Source organism: Bacillus sp. IT-79MI2 (assembly GCF_949768135.1).
Lineage (GTDB): Bacteria > Bacillota > Bacilli > Bacillales > Bacillaceae_G > Bacillus_A > Bacillus_A pseudomycoides.
In genome coordinates, this window is sequence record NZ_CATKPV010000044.1 from 1 (window position 1) to 25,333 (window position 25,333).

Annotated in this window: 29 protein-coding genes; 20 read left to right on the forward strand and 9 right to left on the reverse strand. The window is 35.4% G+C overall.

What is annotated here, in order from left to right; all coding sequences use genetic code 11:
* Positions 1-21 precede the first annotated feature (21 nt).
* From ACM6HU_RS02830 to ACM6HU_RS02840, 3 genes are read right to left on the reverse strand one after another with little or no spacing between them, the layout of a single operon-like run.
* A complete protein-coding gene (locus ACM6HU_RS02830; RefSeq protein WP_414847992.1) occupies positions 22-1,179 on the reverse strand; it encodes an ABC transporter permease in 1,158 nt (385 codons plus the stop codon).
* Positions 1,180-1,205: 26 nt separating this feature from the next.
* Positions 1,206-1,880, reverse strand: a complete 675-nt coding sequence (locus tag ACM6HU_RS02835) for an ABC transporter ATP-binding protein (RefSeq protein ID WP_016113220.1) — start codon at positions 1,878-1,880, stop codon at positions 1,206-1,208.
* Positions 1,877-2,977 (reverse strand): efflux RND transporter periplasmic adaptor subunit, encoded by a 1,101-nt coding sequence (locus tag ACM6HU_RS02840; protein ID WP_414847983.1) that lies wholly within the window; start codon positions 2,975-2,977, stop codon positions 1,877-1,879. The genes ACM6HU_RS02835 and ACM6HU_RS02840 overlap by 4 nt, the downstream gene beginning before the upstream one ends.
* A gap of 234 nt (positions 2,978-3,211) precedes the next feature.
* On the opposite strand from ACM6HU_RS02840, the gene ACM6HU_RS02845 reads away from it, so the two are divergent.
* From ACM6HU_RS02845 to ACM6HU_RS02855, 3 genes are all read left to right on the forward strand, one after another.
* A complete protein-coding gene (locus ACM6HU_RS02845) occupies positions 3,212-3,946 on the forward strand; it encodes a TIGR02206 family membrane protein (RefSeq protein WP_016113222.1) in 735 nt (244 codons plus the stop codon).
* Positions 3,947-4,052: 106 nt separating this feature from the next.
* The gene (locus ACM6HU_RS02850) at positions 4,053-4,913 is read left to right on the forward strand and encodes an ABC transporter permease subunit (protein WP_016113223.1); all 861 of its coding nucleotides are present in this window, start codon (positions 4,053-4,055) and stop codon (positions 4,911-4,913) included.
* A gap of 3 nt (positions 4,914-4,916) precedes the next feature.
* Positions 4,917-5,921 (forward strand): ABC transporter permease, encoded by a 1,005-nt coding sequence (locus ACM6HU_RS02855; protein WP_098116858.1) that lies wholly within the window; start codon positions 4,917-4,919, stop codon positions 5,919-5,921.
* Positions 5,922-6,032: 111 nt separating this feature from the next.
* Here the strand turns inward: ACM6HU_RS02855 and brnQ2 are convergent, their stop codons facing one another.
* The 4 genes from brnQ2 to ACM6HU_RS02875 all read right to left on the reverse strand — a co-directional run bounded on the left by brnQ2 (position 6,033) and on the right by ACM6HU_RS02875 (position 8,661).
* Positions 6,033-7,352 (reverse strand): branched-chain amino acid transport system II carrier protein BrnQ2, encoded by a 1,320-nt coding sequence (brnQ2, locus tag ACM6HU_RS02860; RefSeq protein ID WP_098116857.1) that lies wholly within the window; start codon positions 7,350-7,352, stop codon positions 6,033-6,035.
* Positions 7,353-7,591: 239 nt separating this feature from the next.
* Entirely contained in the window at positions 7,592-8,161 is a 570-nt protein-coding gene (cotJC, locus tag ACM6HU_RS02865) for a spore coat protein CotJC (protein ID WP_003195416.1), read from the reverse strand.
* A 12-nt stretch (positions 8,162-8,173) separates the two neighbouring features.
* Positions 8,174-8,437 (reverse strand): spore coat protein CotJB, encoded by a 264-nt coding sequence (locus ACM6HU_RS02870; protein ID WP_003195420.1) that lies wholly within the window; start codon positions 8,435-8,437, stop codon positions 8,174-8,176.
* 8 nt (positions 8,438-8,445) lie between these two features.
* Positions 8,446-8,661: a spore coat associated protein CotJA gene (locus tag ACM6HU_RS02875; protein WP_016113226.1), complete on the reverse strand. Its 216-nt coding sequence runs from the start codon at positions 8,659-8,661 to the stop codon at positions 8,446-8,448.
* Between the two features lie 111 nt (positions 8,662-8,772).
* Here ACM6HU_RS02875 and ACM6HU_RS02880 point away from each other — a divergent pair, with 111 nt between their 5' ends.
* The 5 genes from ACM6HU_RS02880 to ACM6HU_RS02900 all read left to right on the forward strand — a co-directional run bounded on the left by ACM6HU_RS02880 (position 8,773) and on the right by ACM6HU_RS02900 (position 11,737).
* Positions 8,773-9,144, forward strand: a complete 372-nt coding sequence (locus ACM6HU_RS02880; protein WP_033671368.1) for a VOC family protein — start codon at positions 8,773-8,775, stop codon at positions 9,142-9,144.
* Between the two features lie 19 nt (positions 9,145-9,163).
* A complete protein-coding gene (locus tag ACM6HU_RS02885; RefSeq protein WP_016113228.1) occupies positions 9,164-9,943 on the forward strand; it encodes a DUF2935 domain-containing protein in 780 nt (259 codons plus the stop codon).
* 99 nt (positions 9,944-10,042) lie between these two features.
* Positions 10,043-10,597 (forward strand): spore coat protein, encoded by a 555-nt coding sequence (locus tag ACM6HU_RS02890; RefSeq protein WP_016113229.1) that lies wholly within the window; start codon positions 10,043-10,045, stop codon positions 10,595-10,597.
* Between the two features lie 242 nt (positions 10,598-10,839).
* Positions 10,840-11,121: a YkvA family protein gene (locus tag ACM6HU_RS02895; protein ID WP_016113230.1), complete on the forward strand. Its 282-nt coding sequence runs from the start codon at positions 10,840-10,842 to the stop codon at positions 11,119-11,121.
* 10 nt (positions 11,122-11,131) lie between these two features.
* Positions 11,132-11,737: a DedA family protein gene (locus ACM6HU_RS02900; RefSeq protein ID WP_016113231.1), complete on the forward strand. Its 606-nt coding sequence runs from the start codon at positions 11,132-11,134 to the stop codon at positions 11,735-11,737.
* A gap of 105 nt (positions 11,738-11,842) precedes the next feature.
* On the opposite strand, the gene ACM6HU_RS02905 is transcribed toward ACM6HU_RS02900, so the two are convergent.
* Complete coding sequence (locus ACM6HU_RS02905; protein WP_016113232.1) at positions 11,843-12,547, reverse strand: HAD family hydrolase; 705 nt, start codon at positions 12,545-12,547, stop codon at positions 11,843-11,845.
* A gap of 472 nt (positions 12,548-13,019) precedes the next feature.
* Between ACM6HU_RS02905 and ACM6HU_RS02910 the strand changes: the two genes are divergently transcribed.
* The 3 genes from ACM6HU_RS02910 to ACM6HU_RS02920 all read left to right on the forward strand — a co-directional run bounded on the left by ACM6HU_RS02910 (position 13,020) and on the right by ACM6HU_RS02920 (position 16,024).
* Positions 13,020-15,509: a LamG-like jellyroll fold domain-containing protein gene (locus ACM6HU_RS02910; RefSeq protein ID WP_098116856.1), complete on the forward strand. Its 2,490-nt coding sequence runs from the start codon at positions 13,020-13,022 to the stop codon at positions 15,507-15,509.
* A 138-nt stretch (positions 15,510-15,647) separates the two neighbouring features.
* A complete protein-coding gene (locus ACM6HU_RS02915; protein ID WP_033671378.1) occupies positions 15,648-15,851 on the forward strand; it encodes a hypothetical protein in 204 nt (67 codons plus the stop codon).
* A gap of 23 nt (positions 15,852-15,874) precedes the next feature.
* On the forward strand, positions 15,875-16,024 hold the full coding sequence (locus ACM6HU_RS02920; RefSeq protein WP_229165982.1) for an RpiR family transcriptional regulator: 150 nt from the start codon (positions 15,875-15,877) through the stop codon (positions 16,022-16,024).
* 31 nt (positions 16,025-16,055) lie between these two features.
* Here the strand turns inward: ACM6HU_RS02920 and ACM6HU_RS02925 are convergent, their stop codons facing one another.
* Positions 16,056-17,459 (reverse strand): amino acid permease, encoded by a 1,404-nt coding sequence (locus tag ACM6HU_RS02925; protein WP_016113235.1) that lies wholly within the window; start codon positions 17,457-17,459, stop codon positions 16,056-16,058.
* A 242-nt stretch (positions 17,460-17,701) separates the two neighbouring features.
* Here ACM6HU_RS02925 and ACM6HU_RS02930 point away from each other — a divergent pair, with 242 nt between their 5' ends.
* The 9 genes from ACM6HU_RS02930 (at position 17,702) to ACM6HU_RS02970 (ending at position 25,285) form a co-directional block, all read left to right on the forward strand.
* On the forward strand, positions 17,702-18,829 hold the full coding sequence (locus tag ACM6HU_RS02930; RefSeq protein ID WP_016113236.1) for a cation:proton antiporter: 1,128 nt from the start codon (positions 17,702-17,704) through the stop codon (positions 18,827-18,829).
* A 128-nt stretch (positions 18,830-18,957) separates the two neighbouring features.
* Positions 18,958-19,287: a hypothetical protein gene (locus ACM6HU_RS02935; protein ID WP_016113237.1), complete on the forward strand. Its 330-nt coding sequence runs from the start codon at positions 18,958-18,960 to the stop codon at positions 19,285-19,287.
* Between the two features lie 29 nt (positions 19,288-19,316).
* Positions 19,317-20,180 (forward strand): MurR/RpiR family transcriptional regulator, encoded by an 864-nt coding sequence (locus ACM6HU_RS02940; protein WP_016113238.1) that lies wholly within the window; start codon positions 19,317-19,319, stop codon positions 20,178-20,180.
* A 161-nt stretch (positions 20,181-20,341) separates the two neighbouring features.
* Positions 20,342-21,226, forward strand: coding sequence for an N-acetylmuramic acid 6-phosphate etherase (gene murQ, locus ACM6HU_RS02945; protein WP_016113239.1), 885 nt, complete (start codon positions 20,342-20,344; stop codon positions 21,224-21,226).
* Positions 21,227-21,249: 23 nt separating this feature from the next.
* On the forward strand, positions 21,250-22,614 hold the full coding sequence (locus ACM6HU_RS02950; protein ID WP_016113240.1) for a PTS transporter subunit EIIC: 1,365 nt from the start codon (positions 21,250-21,252) through the stop codon (positions 22,612-22,614).
* Between the two features lie 56 nt (positions 22,615-22,670).
* On the forward strand, positions 22,671-23,732 hold the full coding sequence (locus tag ACM6HU_RS02955; RefSeq protein ID WP_016113241.1) for a DUF871 domain-containing protein: 1,062 nt from the start codon (positions 22,671-22,673) through the stop codon (positions 23,730-23,732).
* A gap of 200 nt (positions 23,733-23,932) precedes the next feature.
* Positions 23,933-24,337: a DoxX family protein gene (locus ACM6HU_RS02960; RefSeq protein ID WP_088093931.1), complete on the forward strand. Its 405-nt coding sequence runs from the start codon at positions 23,933-23,935 to the stop codon at positions 24,335-24,337.
* Between the two features lie 295 nt (positions 24,338-24,632).
* A complete protein-coding gene (locus ACM6HU_RS02965) occupies positions 24,633-24,881 on the forward strand; it encodes a hypothetical protein (protein WP_016133178.1) in 249 nt (82 codons plus the stop codon).
* Positions 24,881-25,285, forward strand: coding sequence for a nuclear transport factor 2 family protein (locus ACM6HU_RS02970; RefSeq protein ID WP_016113243.1), 405 nt, complete (start codon positions 24,881-24,883; stop codon positions 25,283-25,285). The genes ACM6HU_RS02965 and ACM6HU_RS02970 overlap by 1 nt, the downstream gene beginning before the upstream one ends.
* Positions 25,286-25,333 lie beyond the last annotated feature (48 nt).

Genomic DNA, 25,333 nt, shown 5'->3' on the forward strand with positions numbered 1-25,333 from the left:
AATTTGGATAGCTTTTTTTATTTATTCATATCGTAAACATTCAATCGGATCAAGTTTCGCAGCTTTATTAGCTGGCAGTAACCCGAATAGAATACCGATTAACATAGATAATGCTACTGAAATTAAACCTAATTTTACGGAAACAACAAGTGGCCATCCAGCGAATATTGCAACGATCCAAGCGAAGAAAATACCGAGCACAAATCCAATGAATCCGCCCAATGCTGTTAAGATACAAGATTCAATGAGAAACTGCATCAATACTTTCCCGCGCGTTGCACCAAGTGCTTTACGGATACCAATTTCACGCGTACGTTCTGTTACTGATACAAGCATGATATTCATAACACCAATACCACCAACTAAAAGTGAAATTGCTGCAATACCACCGAATACACTTTTTAATATGCCTGTGAAGTTATCAATCTCTTTTAAATCATCTTGTGGATTTGGTACTTTGAATTTCCCAGTATGCTCTGGTTTTTTCGCATCATTTAATGATTTTACAACTGCATCTTGCACAGTTTGCTTATCTTGACCTGGGGCAATTTTTACTGTTAAGCCGTCATAATTATTTTTCCCAAATAGAACAGGCCAGTTTTCAGCAGAGATAGCACCTTCTTTAAACTCCATGCCACCCATCATTGCTTTGATAGAATATACACCCACTACTTTATAAGGAGTACCTTTTATATCAACATATAAACCTTCCTCCCAAGAAGGGAACAATTTATCAAATGCATCTTTGTGTAATACGATTGTATGTTCAGGTTTATCTAAATCAGCGGCAGTGAACAACCTGCCGTGCTCAAGTTTGAAGCGAGATGTATCTTCAAAGTAATCGCCTTTTACACCAGTTATATCAATATCTAATTCTTTTTTTCCGGCATATACTTTCTCTTTTCCTCTAACACCAGGATATACATCTTGAACACCAGAAATTTTTGAGACATTGTCATACATGCTTGCAGATATTTTCCCATCCATATCCGAATAATCTTCTGTTGTATAGTTTACTGAAAATTGATTCTTTTTTTCTTTGCCAATTTGTTCACGGAACTTTGCGTTTGTTCCATCTCCGATTGAGATAATTGTAATAATCGCACTAACCCCGATAATAATCCCCAACATCGTTAAAATAGAACGCATTTTATGAGCGAAGATAGAGGAAAGGGCCATGCGTATATTTTCACTTGTGTTCAAAATTAACCTCTCCAATCTTGGACGATATTTCCGTCACGAATTACAATTTGGCGTGCTGCCGCTTCCCCAATTTCACGATCATGGGTAATCATAATGATTGTTGAGCCTTGCTTGTTTAATTCGTAAAAGAGATCCATAATTTGCTTACTTGTCTTTGTATCAAGCGCACCAGTTGGTTCATCAGCTAAAATGAACTTTGGATTATTTACAATTGCACGAGCAACGGCAACACGCTGTTTTTGTCCACCAGATAATTCATTTGGCAAATGCGTGGCACGATCTGCTAGACCTACTTTTGTTAGTGCAGCTAAAGCACGTTCACGTCGTTCTTTCTTATCTACTCCAGCGTAGATAAGAGGTAATTCTACGTTTTGTAGTGCATTGAGACGTGGGAGAAGCATGAAGTTTTGGAATACAAATCCGATTTCTTTATTACGAATATGAGCTAACTCCGTTTCAGACATGTTTGAAATGTTCTGTCCAGCTAACGAATAAGTTCCATTTGTCGGCTTATCTAAGCAGCCGATAATATTCATTAATGTTGATTTACCAGAACCAGACGGCCCCATGATAGAAGTGAATTCGCCTTGATTAAGTGTTAGATCAATACCATGTAAGATTTGAACTGTTTCTTCACCGTTTTGAAAGGCTTTCGTGATGCCTCTTAAATCAATCATTGGGCGCTAACCTCCATACCATCTTTTAAGTCTTTCTCTGGTTTAGAGATGATTTGGTCACCTTTTTTTACGCCAGAAACTTTCGCTTCGCCATCTGTTTCAAATTCAACAGTAACAGCTTGCTCCTTTGCCTTACCGTCTTTCACGATAAATACAACATTTTTATCACCTTTTTTCACAATGCTGCTTTTTGGAATAACTGTACCAGTTGCTTCACCAGACTTGCTTGTTACGTATACGTGGAATCCAGTTTGTAACTCTTCATTATTATCTAATGTAACGATAAATTGATAGTTAGATACTGTCTTGTTTTCATCCATGCTCTTTGCTGGTGTTGTACCGATTTCTGTGACTTTACCAGTCCATTTTTTCCCTGGTAAAGTTTTGGATGTAACGGTTACTTCCTGCCCAACCTTGACGTGAGCTAATTCATATTCTGATAGTTGGCCTTTTACTTTTAGAGGGCCAGCAGTGCGAAGGGTAATACCGCTCATACCTGTTTTTTCATCCGCATTTTTTGTAATCTCTTCAATTATGCCATCAGCTGGGCTTGTTACAGACAGTGTAGTGAGTTTTTCTTTGTTTGTTTGAATCATTTGATCAGCTTTTTCAACTTCAAATTTTTTTATTTCAAGTTGTGATTCAAGTTGTGCGATTTCAGTTTCTGTTGCTTTTAGCATCTCCCCAGGGGAACCGGCATTTTTATCTTTTTGTAATTTTTGTTTTGCTGTATCAATTTGTTTCTGGAGTAATGCTACTTCTTTATCAGCTAATTTCTTTTGCATTTCTGCTTCCGTTACACCTAGCTTCATAGTAGGATCATTGTATTTAAAGAGTAGCTGTCCTTTTTTGACTTCATCACCTTTTTTTACAGCTAGCTCATAGGTTCCTTTTGAAGGATCAAATGCGATTGTTTCAATACCATTTGGAATGACTTCGCCACCAAATTTTTGTGCATTTTCAATTTGCTTTTCTGATACTTTATAGCTGCTGTAAGCTTTCGCTACATCGCCACCGCCAGCAAGAGCAAAATATGAACCTGCTGCAATTCCAATTGTTACTAACCCAGTAATGATTACTTTATTTTTCTTTTTCATTTATTTATCACCTTTTCGCTCGTTTTTGTATCTGTTTTCAGTATAGAAGAGAGAGAAAATATGACAAATCGTTTTAGCTTACAATAACATTACAGTTTTGTAAGGTTAGCGTATGGAGAGAAATAAGGTTGAGAATTTGTATATCTGGAGCCTTTTCGTTTAGAGGGAGAGCAGATTGGTTGACGAGCCTTTTCTTTCTTACAATAATATTTATGAAGGAAAGGAGTGAGGAATATGGAAACGTACTTTGGAGCATTTCCGGTGGAGCCATTTGTTCCGTATTCAAAACAACATGTCATTATACTACTTCTTATCGGTATAGGAGCTTATTTTCTTTATCATTTTCAAGACATACTCCGTGAGCAACAATGGAATATGGCTGTACGATATGCGATTGCCTTTTTATTTATCGGAAGTGAAATTGGACTTGATGTGTGGCAAGTGAAAGCTGGAATTTTTCAGTTGAGTACATCATTACCATTTGAGTTATGTACCATTAGTTTAGTATTAGCAACAATAATGGTTATTACAAAAAGTTATAAAGTATATGAAGTTGTCTTTTTTACAGGGATTATTGGGGCATCACAAGCTATTTTAACTCCAAACTTACAATATGCTTTTCCGCATTTTCGCTTCATAGAATATTTCATCGCACATGTATTACTCATTTTGGCACCGCTCTTTATGACATGGGTAGAAGGATATAGGCCGACTTTTCAATCAATCAAGCGTACGATGATTTTTTTAAACATATTGATTCCAATTGTTTCGTTTGTGAATTATAAAACCGGTGGTAATTATATGTTTTTGGCGTATAAACCAGAAACAGCTTCATTACTTGATATGTTAGGTCCGCATCCATACTATATTATTTCATTAGAAATCGCTGCGTTTATAGGGTGCTTATTATTGTATATGCCATTTGTTAGAAATGAAAAACGCGTGCATAAAGAATCACTGGGATCATAATCTAGTGGTTCTTTTTTCGCAGAAAATATTTACAATTCTGAAAATTATTTATAAAATAAAGCGGAGTATCAATAGAATGGAAATTTGTATAGAGAGAAGGGGGAAAATGACAAGAAAGGTGATTTCAAATGGAATAGAGATTACAGTGCAATTTATTCTTTCTGTTATTGGTATTATTTGTTTAGGTGCTCTTCCAAAACTATTCGAAGGCTTACATATTAATTTTTCACAGTATGTACAGGCTTTAAAGATGTCAGTTATGAAACTGATAGATGTTCCAAACTTAACGTATGGGATGAATCGACCGTTATTTCCACAACTATTTATTCATTATAAAGAAACGATGATTATTTTTTTAGCTTCATTTTTTATTTCATTATGTATAGCTTTCTGCATTGTATATATGATGATGAGAAGTCGTTCGCATATACAGCGGCGCATTAAAACATTTCTGCTTTTTCTTGAGTCCATCCCAGACATTCTTCTTATTATCGGATCGCAAATTCTTGTCGTATGGTTTTTTCAAAAGACAGGGTTTTTACCTGTCAAAATTGCTGCGTTAAGTGGAGAATCCATTCGGGGTTTACCTATTATTTGTTTAAGTATTCCCACTACGATTATGTTTGTAAAGTTGTTACTACTTCGCTTTGAAACAGAATTAGAAAAGGATTATGTTTTATTTGCACGGGCGAAAGGGTTTGATCGTTTCTATATTTTAAATCGTCATGTATTGCGGAATGTGTTGCTTAGTACATTGTTTTTTGCGAAAACAAATATTTGGTTTATGTTATCAAATTTGTATATTATAGAATGGCTTTTTAACACACATGGTATTTTTGTATTCATTAAAAATTATCAACCGATTGAAGTTTTTACAATGAGCATCTTACTTATTTATATCCCGATCTTTGTTCTATTTAAGTCATTTCATTATTTCGTTCCAGATGCGATGAAAGAGAGGGCGTAAGAGATGTGGAAATATATAAAGCGTGATAAAAAGTTTTGGTTTAGTATTTTATTTCTTGTCGTGTTAGTTGGACTTAGCATTGGGAATACATTGTGGAATGGAGGGCATATTCGCCAAGTTTCGCTGCAATATGACGCGCAAGGAAATGTAGAAGCTCCACCATTTTCGCCTTCATCAAAATTTTTATTAGGAACAGATCGAAAAGGTTATGATCTTTTACATTTAGTCATTGAAGGGGCGAAGTGGACTATTGGTATATCCGCTTTTATTGCGATGATGCGGGTGGTTTTAGGTGTCTTTTTTGGTGTTATATTAGGAACCTATGTAAAAAGAGGGTTTTCAAAAATTGAAGCGTTTTTTGATAGCTTTACAGTTATTCCAACTGTTATGATTGCATATTTCTTTCTTCAGTTTGCAACTAGTTTTGTGAATGGAGAAGAGACGACTAGTTTCTTTGAGAGAGCATCATTTCAAGTCATATTGCTTGTTGCTCTGGCGGTTCCGACAATTTCTCTTTATGTTGCAAATGAAGTGCGGAAATTACAAAAGGAAGAGTTTATAGATGCTGCTCGTATATTAGGCGGAAGTAGAAGGCGTATTGTTGTGAAACATCTGTTTCCACATTTATATATGACGTTTGTACTTGTATTGATGCAACAATTTATTCAAACACTTATTATCTTTCTACATCTAGGATTACTTGAAGTGTTTTTTGGAGGGACCGTAGGGTTTGGAGGTATGATAAAAGAACTAGATTCTTATACGCATGAATGGTCTGGTTTAATAGGTGTATACTTTCGCTCTCTATCAGTGCATCCATGGATCCCGCTCGTACCAATTACTTTTTTTGGACTCACTATCTTCTCAGGGAATATGATTGTAAGAAGTATAGAGGATGCGATAGCAAAAGTAAGGTTAGGAGAAATGAACAAAGACGAAGAAGTAGAAGAAGTAAAGTCTATTTCATTTCCTAAAGAAGAGTTATTTACATTTAAACATACGATGTAAAGAGCCTAGGAAACTGTTATTACATGTTAACCGTTCGTTCTTATACAAACATTGTATTAAGTGATAGAAAATGAAAAAGAAGCAAGCATTTTGTGTAATGCTTGCTTCTTTTTATTTAGTAGAAACTTCACCTTCCGTTTGTGCTTGCGGGATAAAGTATCCGACAATACCCCCAATAATTGCTGGGACAATCCAACCGATTCCCAATTTATACAAAGGAATTGTGCTTGCAATAGATGTAATAGCAGCTGGCATCATTCCCATATTATCAAGAGCATGAATACAGCTAATGATGAATGCAGCGATCATTGCACCGATGTATACAGATGGTTTACGCTTTGTATATTTATCAATAAATGATACAAAAATTAAGATGATTGTAATTGGATAAAGAATGATTAACACAGGTAACGTAATTTTGATTAATAAGCTGAGTCCTAGATTGGAAACAATAAAGCTAAAAATACAAACATATAATACAAGCTTTTTATAAGAAACATTTGTTAATACGGTTGTGAAATAGTTGGCAAATGCACTGACTACACCAATAGCTGTCGTTAAGCAAGCAAATATAATTGCGACACTTAGCAAAATATTACCGCTTGTCCCAAATAATTGGTACATAACAGTTGCTAATAGCTGACCGCCATTTTCAAATTGACCAAGGTTTCCGTTCGATGCTCCGATATAGCCAAGCAAGAAATAAACAATCGTTAAAAAGAAAGCAGCGATACTTCCGCAAATAATTGTGTATTTTGCGATAGAAGCTTTTTCCGTTACACCGTTTTGACGAATCGCATTTACGACAATTGTTGACAAAACAAGAGCGCCAATCGCATCTAATGTTAAAAATCCTTCTAAAAACCCTTTGAAAAATGGAATCTCTTTATAGTCGCCAACAGGAGGAACAAACGAACCTGTTGGTGAAAGAATCACTTTTGTTGCCATAATTGCAATAATACCAAGTAAGATTGGTGTCAATATCTTCCCAATATGATCAACTAATTTGGATGGGTTTAATGATAAGAAGTAAACAACAGTAAAGAAAATAAAGCTAAATAGTAACATGGAATACCATTGGTCCGGAAAAAGCGGTGCGATTCCAATTTCATAAGAAACAGATCCAGTTCGTGGAATAACAAATAGTGGGCCGATTGAAAGGTAAATAATAATAGCTAGTACTGCTGCAAATTTTGGATGAACACGGCTCGCTAAACTTTTAAAACTACCACCTGCAAGAGCAACAGCGACAATTGCTAATAAAGATAATCCTACATCTGTAATAATAAATCCTGAAATAGAAACCCACATGTTTTCTCCTGAAGAAAGCCCAAGAAGTGGTGGGAAAATCATATTACCAGCGCCGAAAAAAACTGCAAATAGCAATAAGCTAATGGAGAGAATTTGCGATGGCTTTAAAGTTGTACGCATTATATATAAAATCCTCCTACATGTTATTTTGTCGAAAATTCAAATAATTTGTCGAGTAACTGTTTTAATTTTAAAGGTCTGATGACTAGAAAGCAACAGGGAATTTTAAATAATTTTAAAAATAATGCGTTAAGTTGAATAATTATGCCTTTTTGGAAAAACATTGGTATGGAAGTTAGGGAAAGATAGATGGACAATAAAAAATACACATATCAATAGGATATGTGTAGCTGAAAAAATTAAAAATAAATTTTTCGATCGCGTTCTTCTTTTAAAATTTCAACAGCTTCGCGGAAACGCTGGGAATGAACGATTTCGCGCTCACGTAAAAAGCGGAGGCTATCATTTATATCAGGATCATCTGATAAATCAATGAGCCACTGATAAGTTGCTCTTGCTTTTTCTTCTGCGGCAATGTCTTCATATAAGTCTGCAATTGGATCACCTTTTGCTTGTATGTATGTGGCTGTAAACGGAACGCCGCCTGCATTGTGATAAAATAGTGCACTATCATGATTAGCGTATTGAGCATCTAGTCCAGCTGCTTTCATCTGCTCAGGGGTCGCGTCTTTTGTTAATTTATAAATCATTGTTGCAATCATTTCAAGATGAGCAAATTCTTCCGTACCGATATCTGTTAATAAACCTATTACTTGATCAGGAATCGTGTAGCGCTGGTTTAAATAACGGAGAGCAGCTGCCAATTCGCCATCTGCACCACCGTACTGCTCAACTAATAATTTTGCAAGTGCTGGATTACAAGTACTTACTTTTACAGGGTATTGCAATTTTTTTTCATATATCCACATATTTTCTCTCCTTTATATTTGCCATGGCCAAGGACCTTTACTCCATTCCCACGGAGCATTAGAGTAGCTATTACCAAACTGTTGGAGTGGGCCATACTTTTCTTCAATTTTTTGCTTTTGCAATCTTCTTTTATAGGAAAAATCATTAAATTGATTTATCGCTGTAACATCATCTGGATGAGTATCTAGATAAAGTGTAAGTTCAACTAATACAAAATCGAGTTCTTGCAACTCTTTTATCCATTCATAATATTCATCTGGCAGTGTTTGAGTCACGATTCTTGTCACCTTCCTTTCTTATGGGGGCTTTCATAATAATCATAAAGAGCAGGCCATAAAGTGCCTTTTTGTAAGGCGTCTCTTGGAGGGAATTGTGGTAAATTAGTTGGTTGGAATCCCATATATAAATGAGGAGGGGTTGAATAAAATCTCTTTCCAATCGGCGGACAAGGATCTTTTGGACTATGGTAAGGTGTGTAAGATTTCATAAATTTGTCCATAATGCAAACCTCCTTTATAAGTGAAACATTCATCACTATGTATTGTATTCAGACATAATTGTTATTTATGACTCATATAGAAAAACTAGTAGGGTCAAGGAGGAAATGTACGTGGAGACTATTACAAATTGCATTGTATTAGAAGTAAGAAATTTAAAGGAAACATTATATTTTTATGAAGGTATCTTGGGATTTCAGCCGAGTAGACACCGACCACAATTACATGTGCCTGGCGTCTGGTATGATGTTGGTGCAACAAGAATTTGCTTCGTTTTAAATAGGGAAAAAGGCGGGGATTTCAGTGAGGAAGTGCCTTCTTATATAAATTTTAGTTTGCCATTTTGTGATATGGAAAAAGTACGAAAAAAATTAGAATTCTATTGTGTGTCATTTCAAGAATTAGAGAGCTGTAAAACGGAGAAAAGAGGTATTATTGTGCATGATCCTGACCAGTATAGAATTCTAATTGCGCCGAAAGAGTAGATAAGGGGGAGTTAACCGGATGAATAGTACGTATGAAGAAATCGCGTTGTTTGAACATAAATTCTGGTTGAAGGTTCTTGGCGATCATGCGCAGTTTCTTTTAGATGCTTTAGCTCAAAATGAAAGTGAAGATATTCAAAAAGCGATGTATTTTGTCCAAACATTTGATAGATTTCTCAGTAATATTCATACGGTAAATTTGATTGCATTTGCGAAAGATGCACATAAAGTAGCAAAGGAAATTAGAAAATTTAAGTTAAATATTATACAAAAGCAATTGGAAGGAAAAATTGTCATTCATTTTACACCAACTTTTATTAACCATATGGTGAACGAAGTGGAAGAGTATATAATGGTATTAGAATATTTAATAAAAGGAGAAGTGCCACCTGTTTTTCATGAATTGCATTATCATCTTGCTTGGCTAACGGATGCAGCGGGTCATGCAGGTGCCATTTCAGGTGGATTAGATCTGGTCGAGAAACGACTGAAAGAGAAGAGTGAAGAATATGAAAAGCATTTTGAACAGTTTTATTTAAAAGCTGTGGAAATGACAGGTTACTTACGGGCGGAACTACATTCTTTTCCAGCTCTAAAAAAATTTACAAAAGATGTTTCATTAGAATTAACACTATTCTCCCGTTTTCTTCACGAATTAGAAGAATTAGAGTTATCTAATCAAGTATTAAGCTTAATATCTGGAAGAATGGCAGACCATATGGCAAGGGAAGAATGTTATTATTTATTGAAATTAGCACAAGCTTCAGGATTAGAGATGCCGAAGTGTAATCCACTTTAATTTATACTATATAAAAATCCGCAGTGATGTGGATTTTTATATAGTATTTTTGTTTTGTTAGGAGATGCTAGAAAAGAATTGTAGAAAGGGGAATAGTATATGCAATTAGCAACGCATGAATTACGTGACTTAAGTGAACTGATAGCAGGAGACTATAATACGATTAATACGATGTCTACATATATACAGCAAGCACAGGATGATGAGTTGAAACAAATGTTACAGAATCATCTTCCTCTTCATGTGCAAGATTATAATTTGAAGGTGGAATTTATACAAGGTGAGACAACTCCAAATATATCAAAGTTTCAGCCGTCTAAATTAAAACCAGTATTAGCTTCTTATACAGAGGCACCTTCACAAAAGTATTTGCCAGTTACACCAAGCATGGCTGCGCAGCCTCCTAATGATCGATCAATTGCACTTGGATATTTACTGAATCAAAAATCTTCTGCATTTAATTGTGCAGGTTCTTTATTAGAGTGTGCGAATCCAGAACTAAGAACGCTTTTAGAAAATACCTTTTTAAATAGTAGTCACCATGCTTATGACATTTGGCAGTATATGGTGAAGAAAGGGTATTATCAGCTATCACCAGCACCAAGTTCTGAAATACAAGCGATAGCAAGTATGTATCAGTTACTTCAACAATAGAAAAAGATTGACAAGTTCTATCAAATATTTTAAGGTAATTTTATAAAATTGCGTATATAAAGGGGAGTAACTTGTCACAATAAAGTCGTCATTACAGGGAGAAACCCTCGGCTTTATTGGCAACGATTTGTTGTTAGTGAGACCTTTACCAGCAATGGTAAAGGCCCCTTATTGTCTTTTTTAGGACCTTTACTATATTTGGTAAAGGTCCTTTTTGTATGCAGAAAAAGGAGAGGTGAAAAATGAAAAAGTTTATAAACCGATTTCGATTTATGCTTCATTTTCGTCGATTTGGTCCATTTTTATATGACTTTTTTACATCAAAAGAAGTCGCTATGCAGAAGAAAATACTATCCATTGTTTTTTTAATTGGGTATGTCGTATTTCCATTTGATCTCATCCCTGATTTTCTACTGTTTTTTGGGGGATTAGATGATATTGCTGTTGTCTTATTTATTTTACAGCGAATTGTGAAAATGGCACCGAAGCACTTACAAGAAAAATATAATTTAAATAAAGGATAGGAGTTCATAAATGGAGCAGTTTATTTTAGATGTGATTGAGTATTTAAAGCAGTTTTCTTATTTTGGTGTAATTCTAGCATTAACATTTGAGTTTATTCCAGCAGAAATTGTGTTGCCGCTTGTTGGATATTGGGTATACGAAGGAGATATGAATTTTTGGCTCGCAGTATTAGCTGGAACGATCGGAGGAACGACGGGGCCGCTAACACTATATGCAATCGGTTATTATGGTGGTCGACCGTTATTACTGAAATATGGAAAATACTTTTTTATAAAGGAAGAACAGATTCAAAAAGCAGATCATTTCTTTGGAAAATATGGACCAGCTGTGGCGTTTCTTGGCCGATTTATTCCAGGGGTTCGTACACTTATTTCAGTTCCATGTGGAATCGCCAAAATGAACATTTGGAAATTTAACATATACACATTTGTAGCGATGTTGCCACTCACAACGCTATATGTATATGTGGGATTGAAATTAGGACCTCATTGGAAAAAGGCAGGGGCAATTGTTGAACAATATACATTACCGATACTAGGGGTTGTTTGTTTCATTGTGATAGGAATGTTTATTTTCAAGTTTTTGAAAAAGAAAAATAAAGCGGAGTCAATGTGAAAGATGATGAGACTATTGTTTGATTAAAGGTATTTTAGACGATAGAAAAAGTATGGGACTTAAAAGGTGCTTTCATATACAGAAAGCACCTTTTGTTAACATAGACTATCTTTTTGTGTGATTAAAATCTACTTTTATAGCTTTCTCCAATTGTGATAGCGAATGTATGGTAATAATATCCTTATGCTTTTTATCATCTATACGGTTAATCCATATCCCTGTCATCCCAGCATTTTTACTTCCAACTGCATCGGTATCTAAGCGATCTCCTACATAATAACATTCCTTAGTGTCTTGATTCATTCTAATTGCTGCTTCTTTAAATATTTTCGAATCTGGTTTAGCAACTCCAACTTGGCTAGATGTAATAATATGAGAGAAATAATGATGAATCCCTATTTGTTTAAGTTTATGAACTTGTTGGTTGTAATCACCATTGCTTATGATTCCTAGTTCAAACCCTTTGTTCTTCAAAAAATCTAGGCATTTCCTTACATCATTGTAGACAGTCCAATTACGTTGAAAATGTTGTAGATACAGTCCGAATTTTTGATCAGCTTCTTCGTTTAAAATAGTTAGATTAACCTTTTTAAATATCCTTTTCATCCGTTTTTGTTTTTGCTCTTGAAAGGATAGGGATCCATCAAGGAATAATTGAAAGTACTCACTTGATATCCTGTTCCATAGTTCAATCAATGGTTTTGGTTCTAAGTGTGAAAATTCCCTTTGTGTATGAAAAAAGTCTATAATGCCTTGTTTTTCAGCATAATCATAATCTAGTAAAGTGCCATCAATATCAAAGAAAATCAAATTTTATCCTCCAAACATCTTTTGGTTATCACATAATACTTTTTCTAGATTGTAAAGTTAAATCCTTTTGTATATTCCATGTAGGGCTAATCGACATCATATCTACTATTTAGTCTAATAGAGATTTAAATGGAACAACTATATATGAGTGATATGTAGTTGTTCCATTTTGATTTGCCAACATATAAGTTGCGGCTATGAAGAACAAAAGGTGACCTGCACTCGTTTTTTTCTTTTTGTTTTAACTTGGCATGGGGCAGGAAGAGGATCTGACCGCTTCTATGCACGGCCGGATGCTCTCTCCCACCTAAAAATAAAGGTTTTATGTCGTTTTTTATTTGTATTTATATAGCTGTTGTGGAACTTTACAGGAAACTGACTGTATATTTACAAAGATGTAATATTTTTCATTATTCATTTAAACGAGGTTAATATGTGTTAGATACAATAATCCTTGTACTGAATCAAACATATGAGGAGGATTTACGTGAGTAGGAATATGTTTCAGAAGGTAACAGGTCTTATTGGATTATTAGCAGTTTTCATTTTAGCGTTTGTATCGTTTCCATGGAACACTTTCGCACAAACGGAAGAGAAGAAACAAGAGGAAAAACCGCAGGAGAAAAAACTTGTCTTTCCGGTTGTAAGTGACGTACATATTAAAAATAGCGGAACAGATGATACGTTCCGTTGGAAAAGAGCGATTGAACAGTTTAATACACTTGCGCCAAAACAAGACGCATTTGTTATCGTTGGTGATTTTACAGATTCAGGGTCTAATCAGCAATATGATCGTTTTATGCAAGTGTATAATCAATATGCAAATAAAGATGCAGTGAGAATGAATTCACTTGGAAACCATGATTACTGGAATGGTTTATTGGCAGGGGATGCACAAAAACGTTTCTTAGAAAAGACAGGAATGGAATCTATTTATTATCATAAAGTCGTGAAGGGATATCACTTCCTTGTTATGTCACCAGAAGATGGAACGACACATGGATATTATTCTGATAAACAAATTAATTGGTTGAAAGAAGAAATTGCAAAGGCAAAAGCTGATGACCCAGAAAAACCAATTTTCGTGTTCTTGCACCAACACATTAAAGAAACTGTGTATGGTAGTCATGAATGGGGAACGAAGGACAGTGCAAAAATTAATGAAGTATTAAAAGATTATCCGCAAGCAATTACATTCTCTGGTCATTCGCACTATCCATTAGATGATCCAAGATCCATTCATCAAAAAGACTTTACATCTGTTGGAACATCTTCAGTAAGTTATATGGAAGTAGAGGGCGGGAAAGTTCAAGGTAATATTCCGCCAGGTGCAAGCGATTTAAGCCAAGGTTTATTAGTAGAGGTAGACGATAAAGAAGTAACAATTAATCGTCGTGATTTCCACACGAATTCTTGGACAGGTGAACCGTGGAAAGTTCAATTACCAGCTAAAAAAGAATCGTTTAAACATGTGGAAAACCGTGATAAAGAAAAACCATCTTTCGAGCAAAATGCAAAGTTAAAAGTTTCAAATGTAACTGAGAGTTCAGTAACAGCGACTTTCCCGCAAGCAGTAGATAATCTACTTGTTCATTCTTATCGCCTGCAAGCAAGAGATAAAGAAACAGGGGAAATCAAAAATAAGCTATTAGCATTCTCAGAGTTTTATCGTGATCCAGTGCCGAAAGAACTTACGTTTACATTAGGTGGGCTAGATAGTGGAAAAACATACCTGCTAGAAGCAGTTGCGATCGATTCATTCGAAAATGAAAGTGAACAGCCATTACAAGCAGAAGTAACAACAAAAAAAGAAATTATTGATCCTAATGTGAAAGTGCCAAAGGCGGATGTATTTGATGTTAACTTTTTAGATGGTATATTTAAAGACAACTCACCATTTGGAAGTAAAGGCGATGTAAAAGGTAATGTATCAATTGAATATGATAAAGCATTGAAAAAGCATGTAATGAAATTAAATGGTGAAGCAAATACATTTGGTTATATCCCGTTTTCAGCAGCGCAAAAAGAGAAAGTGGCGAATACATTTACATTAGAAACAGTATTTTCTATGAATGAAATTCGCGGTCAAGCTATTATGGAAAATACAGAGAGCGGCGGAATTGGATTTGAATCTACTGGAACTGGATATGTAGAATTATGGGCTCATATTGGTGGTAGCTATAAACGTATAGGTACACAATTAGAGGCAAATAAAACATATCATTTAACAGGAACGTATAATGGAAATGAATTAGCAATCTATGTAGATGGAAAAAAAGTAAATAGTCAGCCAGTGATAGGTAAAGTGTATCATCCGAATGTACCATTCGCGATTGGTGCAGATCCAACAAGCGATGGTAACGGTGGAGTTCCATTACATGGACAAGTTGCGCTTGCAAAATTATATAGTAAAGCACTTACTTCATCTGAAATAGTAGCGGCATACAATGAGTTTACAAATCGCACAAAACTAGAAGAATTAAATGCTTTATATGAAGAGATTGGTAAAGCAAAAGAAACATTAGCCGGTTCTTATGAATTCGGTGAAAAACCGGGCCAATATTCACAAGCTGCCTTTACAGAATTACAAACAAGTTATAATGGAGCAAAAGCAGTATTTGAAAATATGGTGACGACAGGTGAGCAAGCAGTTGGGGCATATCAGAGTTTAAAAACAGCACATCAAACATTTATACAATCAAAAGTAGTTGACCAAAAACCAGAAACGCCAAAAGAGAAATTACAAAAAACAATCGATGCAGCAAAAGCTTTATTAGCGAAAGTTCAAGTAGGGCAAGAACCAGGACAATATCAAGAAAGTCCAGTGAAAGCATTAGAAGAAAAAATCAAAGTAGCAGAATCTGTAGTAAAAGATACAAAAGTAAAAGATCAGTATGTAGAAACAATGAATCGTACATTAGAATATGCGATGCAGCTTGTTGAAAAGAGTGTAAATGAGTAAGAGAATGGGAAGCTTGCCTTGGGCGAGCTTCTTTTATTAGTAGGAATTTATGTCGTATCGCCGATATATGTAGCGATTCCGCCGATATATTATTTCATGTTACAATAAAGAGAGATGAAACATAAAGGGGCGAAAGATTTGGAAGAGAAAAAGCTAAAAAGAATTCTTGAATATGTATGGATTGCAGTTGTGCTCCTTGTTGGATATTATTTTTTGAAAGATAAAAGCAAATGGGTTCTGTTTTTAATGACTTTTCTATTAGCAGGATTAGGAGCGTTGTTCATTAACTTTTTCTTTGATAGTGTAACTGCATGGAAAAAGAAAAAGAAGGAAACAAAATAATAAAGGAGAATGGATATGCAAAAATGGAAGCTTGTGTACGAATCGTAATGATGATTGTAATTACGATTGGTATTGTAAATTACTCGTCATCAATAGGAAATTGGGCCTGGTTTACAGCTTGCATCGGCATATTTTTCATTCTACAAACGTTAACAAAAAACAAACTCGAATGAAAAACAGCTCGCTAATATAGCGAGCTGTTTTTCATGCTTTTTTTTGTTCACCATTATTTTCTTTGGTCAGTAAATGGCTATTACGTCTAGAGTAGAAGAAATATACACATAGTCCAATGACAAGCCAAACAGCAAATCCTTTCCAAGTTGTTGCAGAAAGGTTAATCATTAAATAGAGACAACAACAAATTGCAACGATTGGTAATATAGGTACGAATGGTGCACGGAAGCCTCTTTTTAAATCTGGGTGTGTTTTGCGTAAAATAAGTACAGCAAAGCAAACGAATGTAAAGGCTGTTAGTGTACCGATGTTCACCAAATTTGCAAGTAGATGTAAATCTAGTAATCCTGCTAATAAAGCTGCTGCAATGCCAGTAATCCACGTATTTAATAGAGGTATTTTAACTCTTTGATTTACGCGAGCTAATGCTTTTGGAAGTAGCCCGTCACGGCTCATTGCATAGGAAACGCGAACTTGTCCATACATAACGACTAAAAGAACGGTCGTCATTCCAGTCATTGCACCGACAGCTAATAACCCAGCAATTGTGTCTTCACCAACAAAATGAAGCGCAAAAGCAACTGGATCTGAAACGTCTAGTTGTGTATAAGGAACCATCCCTGTTAAAACAAAGGATACGATCATATAGAGTACCGTACAAATGAGAAGGGAACCAATAATTCCGATTGGTAAATCTCGCTGTGGTTTTTTCGTTTCTTCAGCAGCTGTTGCAATGGCATCAAATCCTAGAAAAGCAAAAAATACTGTTGCTGCACCTGTAATAATCCCATCATATCCAAATGGTAAAAACGGTGTCCAATTTTCCGGTTTGACGTATTTTGCACCTGCTACGATAAAGGCAATAATCACTGCTAATTTAACTAATACCATAATATTATTAATGCGAGCACTTTCGCGTACACCGAAGCTAAGAAGCAGTGTAATAAAAAGTAAAATACATACAGCTGGTAAATCGATTATTCCGCCTTTTCCCATTCCAGGGGCCGAGGCGATAATGGCGGGTAGATGAATATTAAATCCGGAAAGTAACGATTGTAAATATCCTGACCATCCGACAGCAACCGCCGCAACTGCCAGTAAATATTCTAGCATTAAACACCAGCCAACAATGAAGGCAACGACTTCTCCAACTGTCATATACGCATATGTGTAAACGCTTCCTGAAATAGGGATAGAAGAAGCAAATTCTGCATAGCAGAAGGCCACGCATGCACAGGTAAATGCGGCAATAAGAAAAGATAGCATAATACCAGGACCAGAATGTTTGGCCGCAACAATACCTGTTAAGACGAAAATGCCTGTTCCAATTATAGCTCCAATTCCTAAAAAGGTTAAATCTAATGCGGTTAACGTTCTTTCTAATTGTCGTGGTGATTCAGTAGTAAGTGGTTTTTTTCGTAATAATGATTTCACTTGGACTCTCCCTTCATTCTTCAATCTTCACAACTGCGAATATAATATGAGCCCACTACAAAATAGTTTATAAGTGAATAGAGGTACAGTTGTGTGCTTTGATAAAAAATATAGAATTGCTGTAGTAATTTTATTACAATTCAGAATATTTTGTCAAATAAAAACGTAACAAATAAAATCTTAGATGTAAGGAAAAACTAACACCAAAAATAGATGTATTTTATAAAGTAGGAGAAGATATTATGCTGTTTTATTTTGAAATTGTCGTTATTTTACTTTGTACGAAATTAGCTGGTGATATTAGTGTGAGACTTGGTCAACCATCGGTACTAGGAAAATTAATTGTTGGAATTATTATTGGTCCCGCTGTTTTTGGAATTATTAATAGTTCTGAACTTATTGATGAACTTAGTGAAATTGGTGTTTTGTTACTCATGTTTATGGCAGGATTAGAAACTGATTTGGAGGAATTAAATCGTAATTTGAAATCTTCATTCGCAGTAGCGATGGGAGGTATCATTTTTCCTTTCCTTGGCGGGTATTTGGCGGGACTCGCATTTGGGATGTTACAATCACATGCCATTTTCCTAGGATTACTGCTCTGTGCAACATCAGTGAGTATTTCTGTTCAAACATTGCGAGACTTAGGGAAAATGAATACAAGGGAAAGTACAACGATTTTAGGGGCTGCTGTATTTGATGACGTTATCGTTGTTATTTTATTGGCCTTTGTTATGAGTTTTTTAGGCACACAAGATGTGAGTATTACACTTGTTATCGCTAAGAAAATCATTTTTTTCGTAAGTATTGTTTTCATTGGATGGAAAGTGGTTCCGTGGATTATGAAAATGTTGGTGCCGCTTCGTGTGTCAGAGGCGTTAATTAGTGCAGCACTTATTATTTGTTTTTCATTTGCTTACTATAGTGAGCAAATGGGGATTGCTGGTATCATTGGTGCATTTGCTGCAGGGATTGCCATTTCACAAACAACATATAAACATGAAGTAGAACATAAAATAGAGCCGATTGCCTATGCGATTTTTGTACCAATCTTTTTTGTTAGCATCGGGATGGAGATTACATTTCAAGGTATTGGAAACCAAATTTGGTTTATTGTCATCATGACGATCATTGCTATTATTACAAAATTAGTGGGATCTGGCTTAGGGGCGAGGTTAACAGGTTTTAGCTTAAAGTCTTCTATTAGCATTGGGGCTGGTATGGTATCGCGTGGAGAAGTAGCACTTATTATTGCAGCAAATGGACTTGCAGCGAATTTATTGGCGAAAGAAAATTTCACAGCCATTGTAATTGTTGTTATACTCACTACGATTATTACACCACCGTTATTGAAGAAGTATTTTATCTAAGGTAAGAAAGCTTATCTCATGTGGATAAGCTTTTTTTATGAATATAAAAAATAGTAATAGTGTAGAGTGGCGAAGTAATAATCGTGTTAAAATTTATGTGTGCTTTAGTACTGGAAGGAGAAAAATGAATGAAGATTACATGGAAAAAAGTTATATGTGTAGTTGTAATTCTTTTAATGTGTTTACCATTTACATTAGGAAAAGAATCAAAAGTTAAAGATTTTCCTGTTTCTGTTTTCTCTTCTTATATTGCAGGAGATGATTTGAAAGGATATAGATACACTTCCTTTTTGCCTGATGCTGCAATTTGGATAAATGGATGGGAAAAGAAGTGGTCGGAAGGAGAAAGGACGGTCTATCAAAAAGGAGATCGAATTGTAAATGTGTTTCATCCTCCTGGTGAAGATGTCTATTATCTTTATGATTCGCAAGATATGGAATTAGGATATGAAAAATAAAAGCAACCGTAAAGAATGGGGGATGAATGGTGAAACCGTCAACACTATTATTTAAAATTGAACATTACATGGATCAATTTTCACCAGCTGAAAAAAAGGTTGCTCAGTATATTATGGAGAATGCAGAAATTGTTCCTAATTTAACGACAAGAGAAGTTTCTAATAATGCAGGATCCAGTGAAGCAAGTGTCGTACGCTTTTGTAAAACGATTGGTATAGGAAGTTTTAAAGCTTTTAAGTTAGCGCTTGTTAGAGAATTAACAATTGCTGATTATAATATTAATGATTTTTCGGTGATGAATACAGAAGACGGACCGTTTGATTTATTCAATAAAGTTACATATGTCAATAAGGCTGCGATTGAAGCGAGTATTACTGCTATTGATAAAAAAGAGTTAGAAAAAGCAGCAGATGCCATTTTAGGAGCAAAGAAAATATTATTTTATGGAGTGGGTGGATCAGCTACGCCAGCAATGGATGGAGCGTATAAGTTTACTCGTCTAGGGTTTACGGCTATGATGCTATCTGATTTTCATATGATGTTGCCACTTGTGACCAATCTAGAAGAAGGGGATATTTTTGTCGCCATTTCAACTTCTGGCCGGACGAAGGATGTACTAGAAATGGCGCAGTATGCTAATAAACAAGGAGCAACTGTGATTGCTATTACTACACTCAATCAATCGTCTCCGTTATATAAAGAGTCATCCATACGTCTTTGTATGCCAGACGTAGAGCAGGATCATCGAATCGCAAGTATTGCTTCAAGAATGACGCAACTTAATATAATTGATGCTTTGTATGTGATTACATTTAATAGAATAGGTAATCAAGTATTGGATAAATTTACAGAAACAAGAGAAGAAGCAGTGCGATTACGGAAATTGAAGTAAAGGAAAAGATGAGATGAAACTCATCTTTTTATTTTGGTTAAATAGACACAATTTTGTTATAAAAAGAAATTGTGTTTCATAAAATATAATATAAATATTGATTTTGAATTTCACGAAGTTATAATAAAAGCGTGAAATAAAACTTCAAAGAAGGTGAGAATATGTTAGAGAATTTATCAACAGAACACCGAAACGAAAATACAATGAATTTAGACGAGATGTGCATAAGAGAAATTTTACAAACAATGAATCGAGAAGATCGTAAAGTCGCTGTAGCGGTTGAAAATGAAATCGAACACATTGAAAAAATTGTTCAAAGTGTTGTTTCATCTTTTCAAAATGGTGGACGATTAATTTATATTGGCGCTGGTACAAGCGGACGTTTGGGAATTTTAGATGCTGTCGAGTGTCCACCGACATTTGGAACAGATGAGAAACAGGTACAAGGATTTATAGCAGGTGGATCGAAAGCGTTTACTAAGGCTGTGGAAGGTGCAGAGGATCGAGAAGATCTTGCAGTAGATGATTTAAAGGGGATTCAGTTAAGTAATAAGGACATTGTTATTGGAATCGCTGCAAGTGGTAGAACACCTTATGTAATTGGTGGACTAAAATATGCAAATTCTACGGGAGCAAGTACAGCTAGCATTTCCTGTAATAAGGGAGCAGAGATAAGTAAATTTGCAAAAATTAGTGTGGAAGTAGAGACAGGTGCAGAAGTGTTAACAGGATCTACACGCTTAAAGGCCGGAACCGCACAAAAGTTAGTACTGAATATGATTTCAACTGCTTCTATGATTGGCGTAGGGAAAGTCTATAAGAATCTAATGGTTGATGTTCAGTCGACAAATGAAAAGTTAGTCGAGCGTTCCAAACGAATTATTATGGAAGCGACAGGAATAGCTTATAAGGAAGCAGAGATTTATTACAAGAAAGCAGATCGTAATGTGAAAGCTGCGATTGTCATGATATTACTACAGTGTGAATATGGGGAAGCACTTGGAAAATTAACAGATGCGAAAGGATTTGTGAAAAAGGCATTATAAAAAGTGGGGAGGGGGGTTTTACAATGAAGAAAGAACAGCGGATGGCAAAAGAGATTACAGAGCAACTTGGGGGAACGAAAAATATTCGTGGTATTGCACATTGTATGACGAGGTTACGTCTAACACTTCATGATGAAAGTAAAGTGAATATGGAACTTTTGAAAAAAGTAGACGGTGTCATGGGTGTGATTGAAGATGAAACATTGCAAGTTGTAGTTGGGCCAGGGACTGTGAATAAAGTAGCAGCCGAAATGGAGACTTTGACAGGGTTACGAATTGGGGAAGTTGCTGATCAGCATCTTGAAGATCTTGGCCAAGAAATGAAATCAGCAATCAAGAAAAAAAATAATACACCGGTAAAAAGCTTTTTACGAAAAATAGGGAGTATTTTTATTCCGTTAATCCCTGGACTTGTTGCATCAGGAATTATAAATGGTGTCGCTAACTTTGCTAAAAATGCGGGGGCAGATCCAAATGCAACATGGCTGCAAATGTTACTTTTAATTGGCGGTGGTATTTTTACATTCTTAGGTATTCTAGTTGGCTGGAATACGGCAAAAGAATTTGGCGGAACTCCGGTTCTCGGAGCGATTGCAGGTATTTTAATTTTCAACCCAGCTATGGCAAATGTGAAACTATTTGGTGAAGCAATGGTGCCGGGGCGCGGTGGATTATTCGCTGTAATCTTTGCAGCATGGCTTATGGTTGTAGTGGAAAGACAAGTACGAAAGGCAGTACCGAATGCAGTGGATATTATAGTGACTCCGCTTATTACGGTACTAGTTGTAAGCTTAGTAACGATGTTAGCAATTCAACCAGTGGCTGGTTTCCTATCTGATGGAATTACAAGTGGTATTAATGCAATTTTAAATGTCGGGGGAGCGGTCGCAGGAGCTGTACTCGCAGGAACATTTTTACCGCTCGTTATGATGGGACTGCATCATGGTCTAACACCTATCCACATGGAATTTATTAATCAAACTCATGTAACACCATTACTACCGGTTTTAGCGATGGCAGGAGCGGGGCAAGTTGGGGCAGCGATTGCTATTTATGTAAAAACGAAAAATAAGCGTCTTCGTAATGTAATTAAAGGAGCACTACCGGTTGGTTTCTTAGGAATTGGCGAACCTTTATTATATGGGGTCACATTACCACTTGGTAAACCGTTTATTACGGCTTGTTTAGGGGCAGCTGTTGGCGGTGCATTCCAGGCAGTTATGAAAACGGCTTCACTCGGAATCGGTGTATCAGGGTTATCATTAATTCCGTTAATTGCTGATAATAAATATTTACTATATTTTCTTGGTCTTGTTATTGCTTATGCATTTGGTTTTATCTTTACGTATTTCTTTGGATTTAAAGAAGAAATGGCGGAGCATCTGTAGGGGGAGGAAGGTTTTCCTCCTCTTTTTCTTCGTATGAGACAAAAGGAGAGATTGCTATGATTGGAGTATCTGTTTATCTTTCAAAGGACCGGATAGAAGAGCAAGAAAAATGGTTGGAAACGGTAAGGAAATACGGTTTTTCTTCTATTTTCACTTCTCTTCACATTCCGGAAGATGATCCTAGGGCTTATAAGGAGTTAATACAAATACTTGGGAAGCAAGCGGAAAAATATGAGATGGAACTGATGGTGGACGTTTCACCAAGTTCTTTACACTATTTAGGGATTACGTATGAAAATGTGGAACAGCTAGTAGAGTGGGGAATTACTGGTTTACGCATTGATTATGGTATAGACCCGAAACAAATTGCACGTATATCACATAAGATGAAGATTGCATTAAATGCTAGTACAATCACTGAATCATTTTGGAATGAGCTTCTTGAGGAAAGTGTGAGAGTAGATTGTGTAGAAGCATGGCATAATTTTTATCCACGTCCTGAAACAGGGCTTGCTAAATCATTTTTACAAAAGCAAAATCAATTTTTGCGTGAATGCGGTATAAAAACAATGGCATTTATTCCAGGTGATGGTGAAAAAAGAGGACCTTTATATGAAGGGCTTCCTACATTAGAAAAACACCGATATATGCGCCCACTTGAGGCATATTTGGAACTTGTGGAAGACTGCTTCGTTGATAAAGTACTAATTGGAGATATAAGTGGGAGCTTAAAAAGTGTACAAGAAATTGCGAGTGCAAATAAAGGGATTATTCCAATACGTTATAAACTGCTGATTAGTGAAAGAGAAGTATTAGAAACAGTAGAGCGAGTACATACGAATAGGCTTGATCCAGCGCGTGATGTCATTCGTTCTGTAGAATCAAGAGAAGGACATACTGTTATTTTACCAGCGATGAATACAGTTCAAAGAAAGATAGGGAGTATTACAATTGATAATGAACTGTACGGTAGATATGCAGGTGAAATGCAAATTGTTATAAATGATTTACCAGAAAATGAAAAGGTGAATGTAATTGGAACGGTTTTTGAAGAAGATTTATCATTATTGTCTTACGTAAATGCAGGAAAGAAATTTGAACTTATCTCGAAAGAATAGAAAATCATTGATGTTTTTTCGAATGCATTTCCACATGTTAAGCCTTGAAGGAGCGCTATTTTTTATGAAACATTATCCGTGAAAGGGGTAATGTTTTTTTATTTTCTTTAAAAAAAGTATTTGACGAATAAAAAGAAACAATGTATTGTTTTGTCTTGTGAAAAAAAGTTTTGTACAACAAAACAAAAGGGGAGTTCAGAATGAATCAATATATTGGTAATTTAATTATTCGTATCGTGTTAGGAGTTACATTCTTTGCACATGGCTTAGCAAAGTTTCAATCAGGTATTGATAATGTAGCAGGTTGGTTTACAAGCATTGGCTTACCAGGTGGTCTCGCATATGGGGTTGCAACATTTGAATTAGTTGGTGGTCTATTATTAATCATTGGCTTAGGTGTTAGATATGTGGGATTATTATTTGCTCTTATCTTAGTTGGTGCAATTGTAAAGGTAAACGGAGCAGCTGGTTTATTAGGAGACGGAAAGAATCCTGGATATGAATTAGATCTTGCATTATTAGCAATGGGTGCCTATTTATTTGTTGTAAAAGCAGAAGGGTATGTAGATCGTTTCTTAAAAGGAAAAGTACTCAAAGCAAAATAAATTATTATATAAAGCACTGTTCTTTTCTGAAGAAGATTTATGAAAAGAACAGTGTTTTTGTATATATCTATTTTGCTGGGGAATTTTTTTGATATTAAAGTATTGACTTGGCACTTAGTTGTAACTATAATGATTACAACTAAGTACTTAGCAATGAAGTATGAGTTGTAAATAGATAGCATATTTTTTTGGTTTATTTGTAACTACTTTAGTTACAATATAGAGTGATTATAACAAGTAAGGAAATATAAAATAATAAAAGTGTAAATGTATATAGAAAAACGGAGGAAACAACATGTCAAAATTACATGTAGAAGTCTTTACAGGATCTGAACAAGCCTTTCAAGTTACATCAACGATTATTTATGGAGAGAAAGATGCAATTGAACATACTCGTAAATACTTAGTGCCATTTGATGAAGTACCTTCGAAGAATCCTTCAAGTGAAGAAATTCAAACTGCAATGAAGGAACGGTTTCCAAATGTAAAGGAACGGGAAATTGGACTTGTTTTAGCAGAAAATGCGTTTGGAGGGGAAAAATAATGGGACAAAAAACAAATTTAGAGATTATTCGAAGCACATATGAAGGACCATCTTCTTCAAATGCAAAACATCTAGTAGAAGCCCTTTCTGAAAAAGTAGAATGGACAGAGGCAGCTGGTTTTCCATATGGTGGAACGTATATTGGTGTAGATGCAGTAATGGAAAATGTATTTAGTCGTTTAGGATCAGAATGGGATGATTATAAAGCGAATGTAAATACGTACCATGAAGTAAAAGGAAAAGACGTTATTATTGCTGAAGGTGTGTATTCAGGAGTCTATAAAGAAACTGGAAAAGCATTTGAAGCAGAGTTCGTTCATGTATGGCAACTTGAGAATGGAAAAATCGTGAAGTTCAAGCAATATGTGGATAGTCACGTTGTTAGAGAAGCGATGAAAGCTTAAAAATGATAAACAAATGGAATCGGCTATTTGTAGGCGATTCCATTTGTT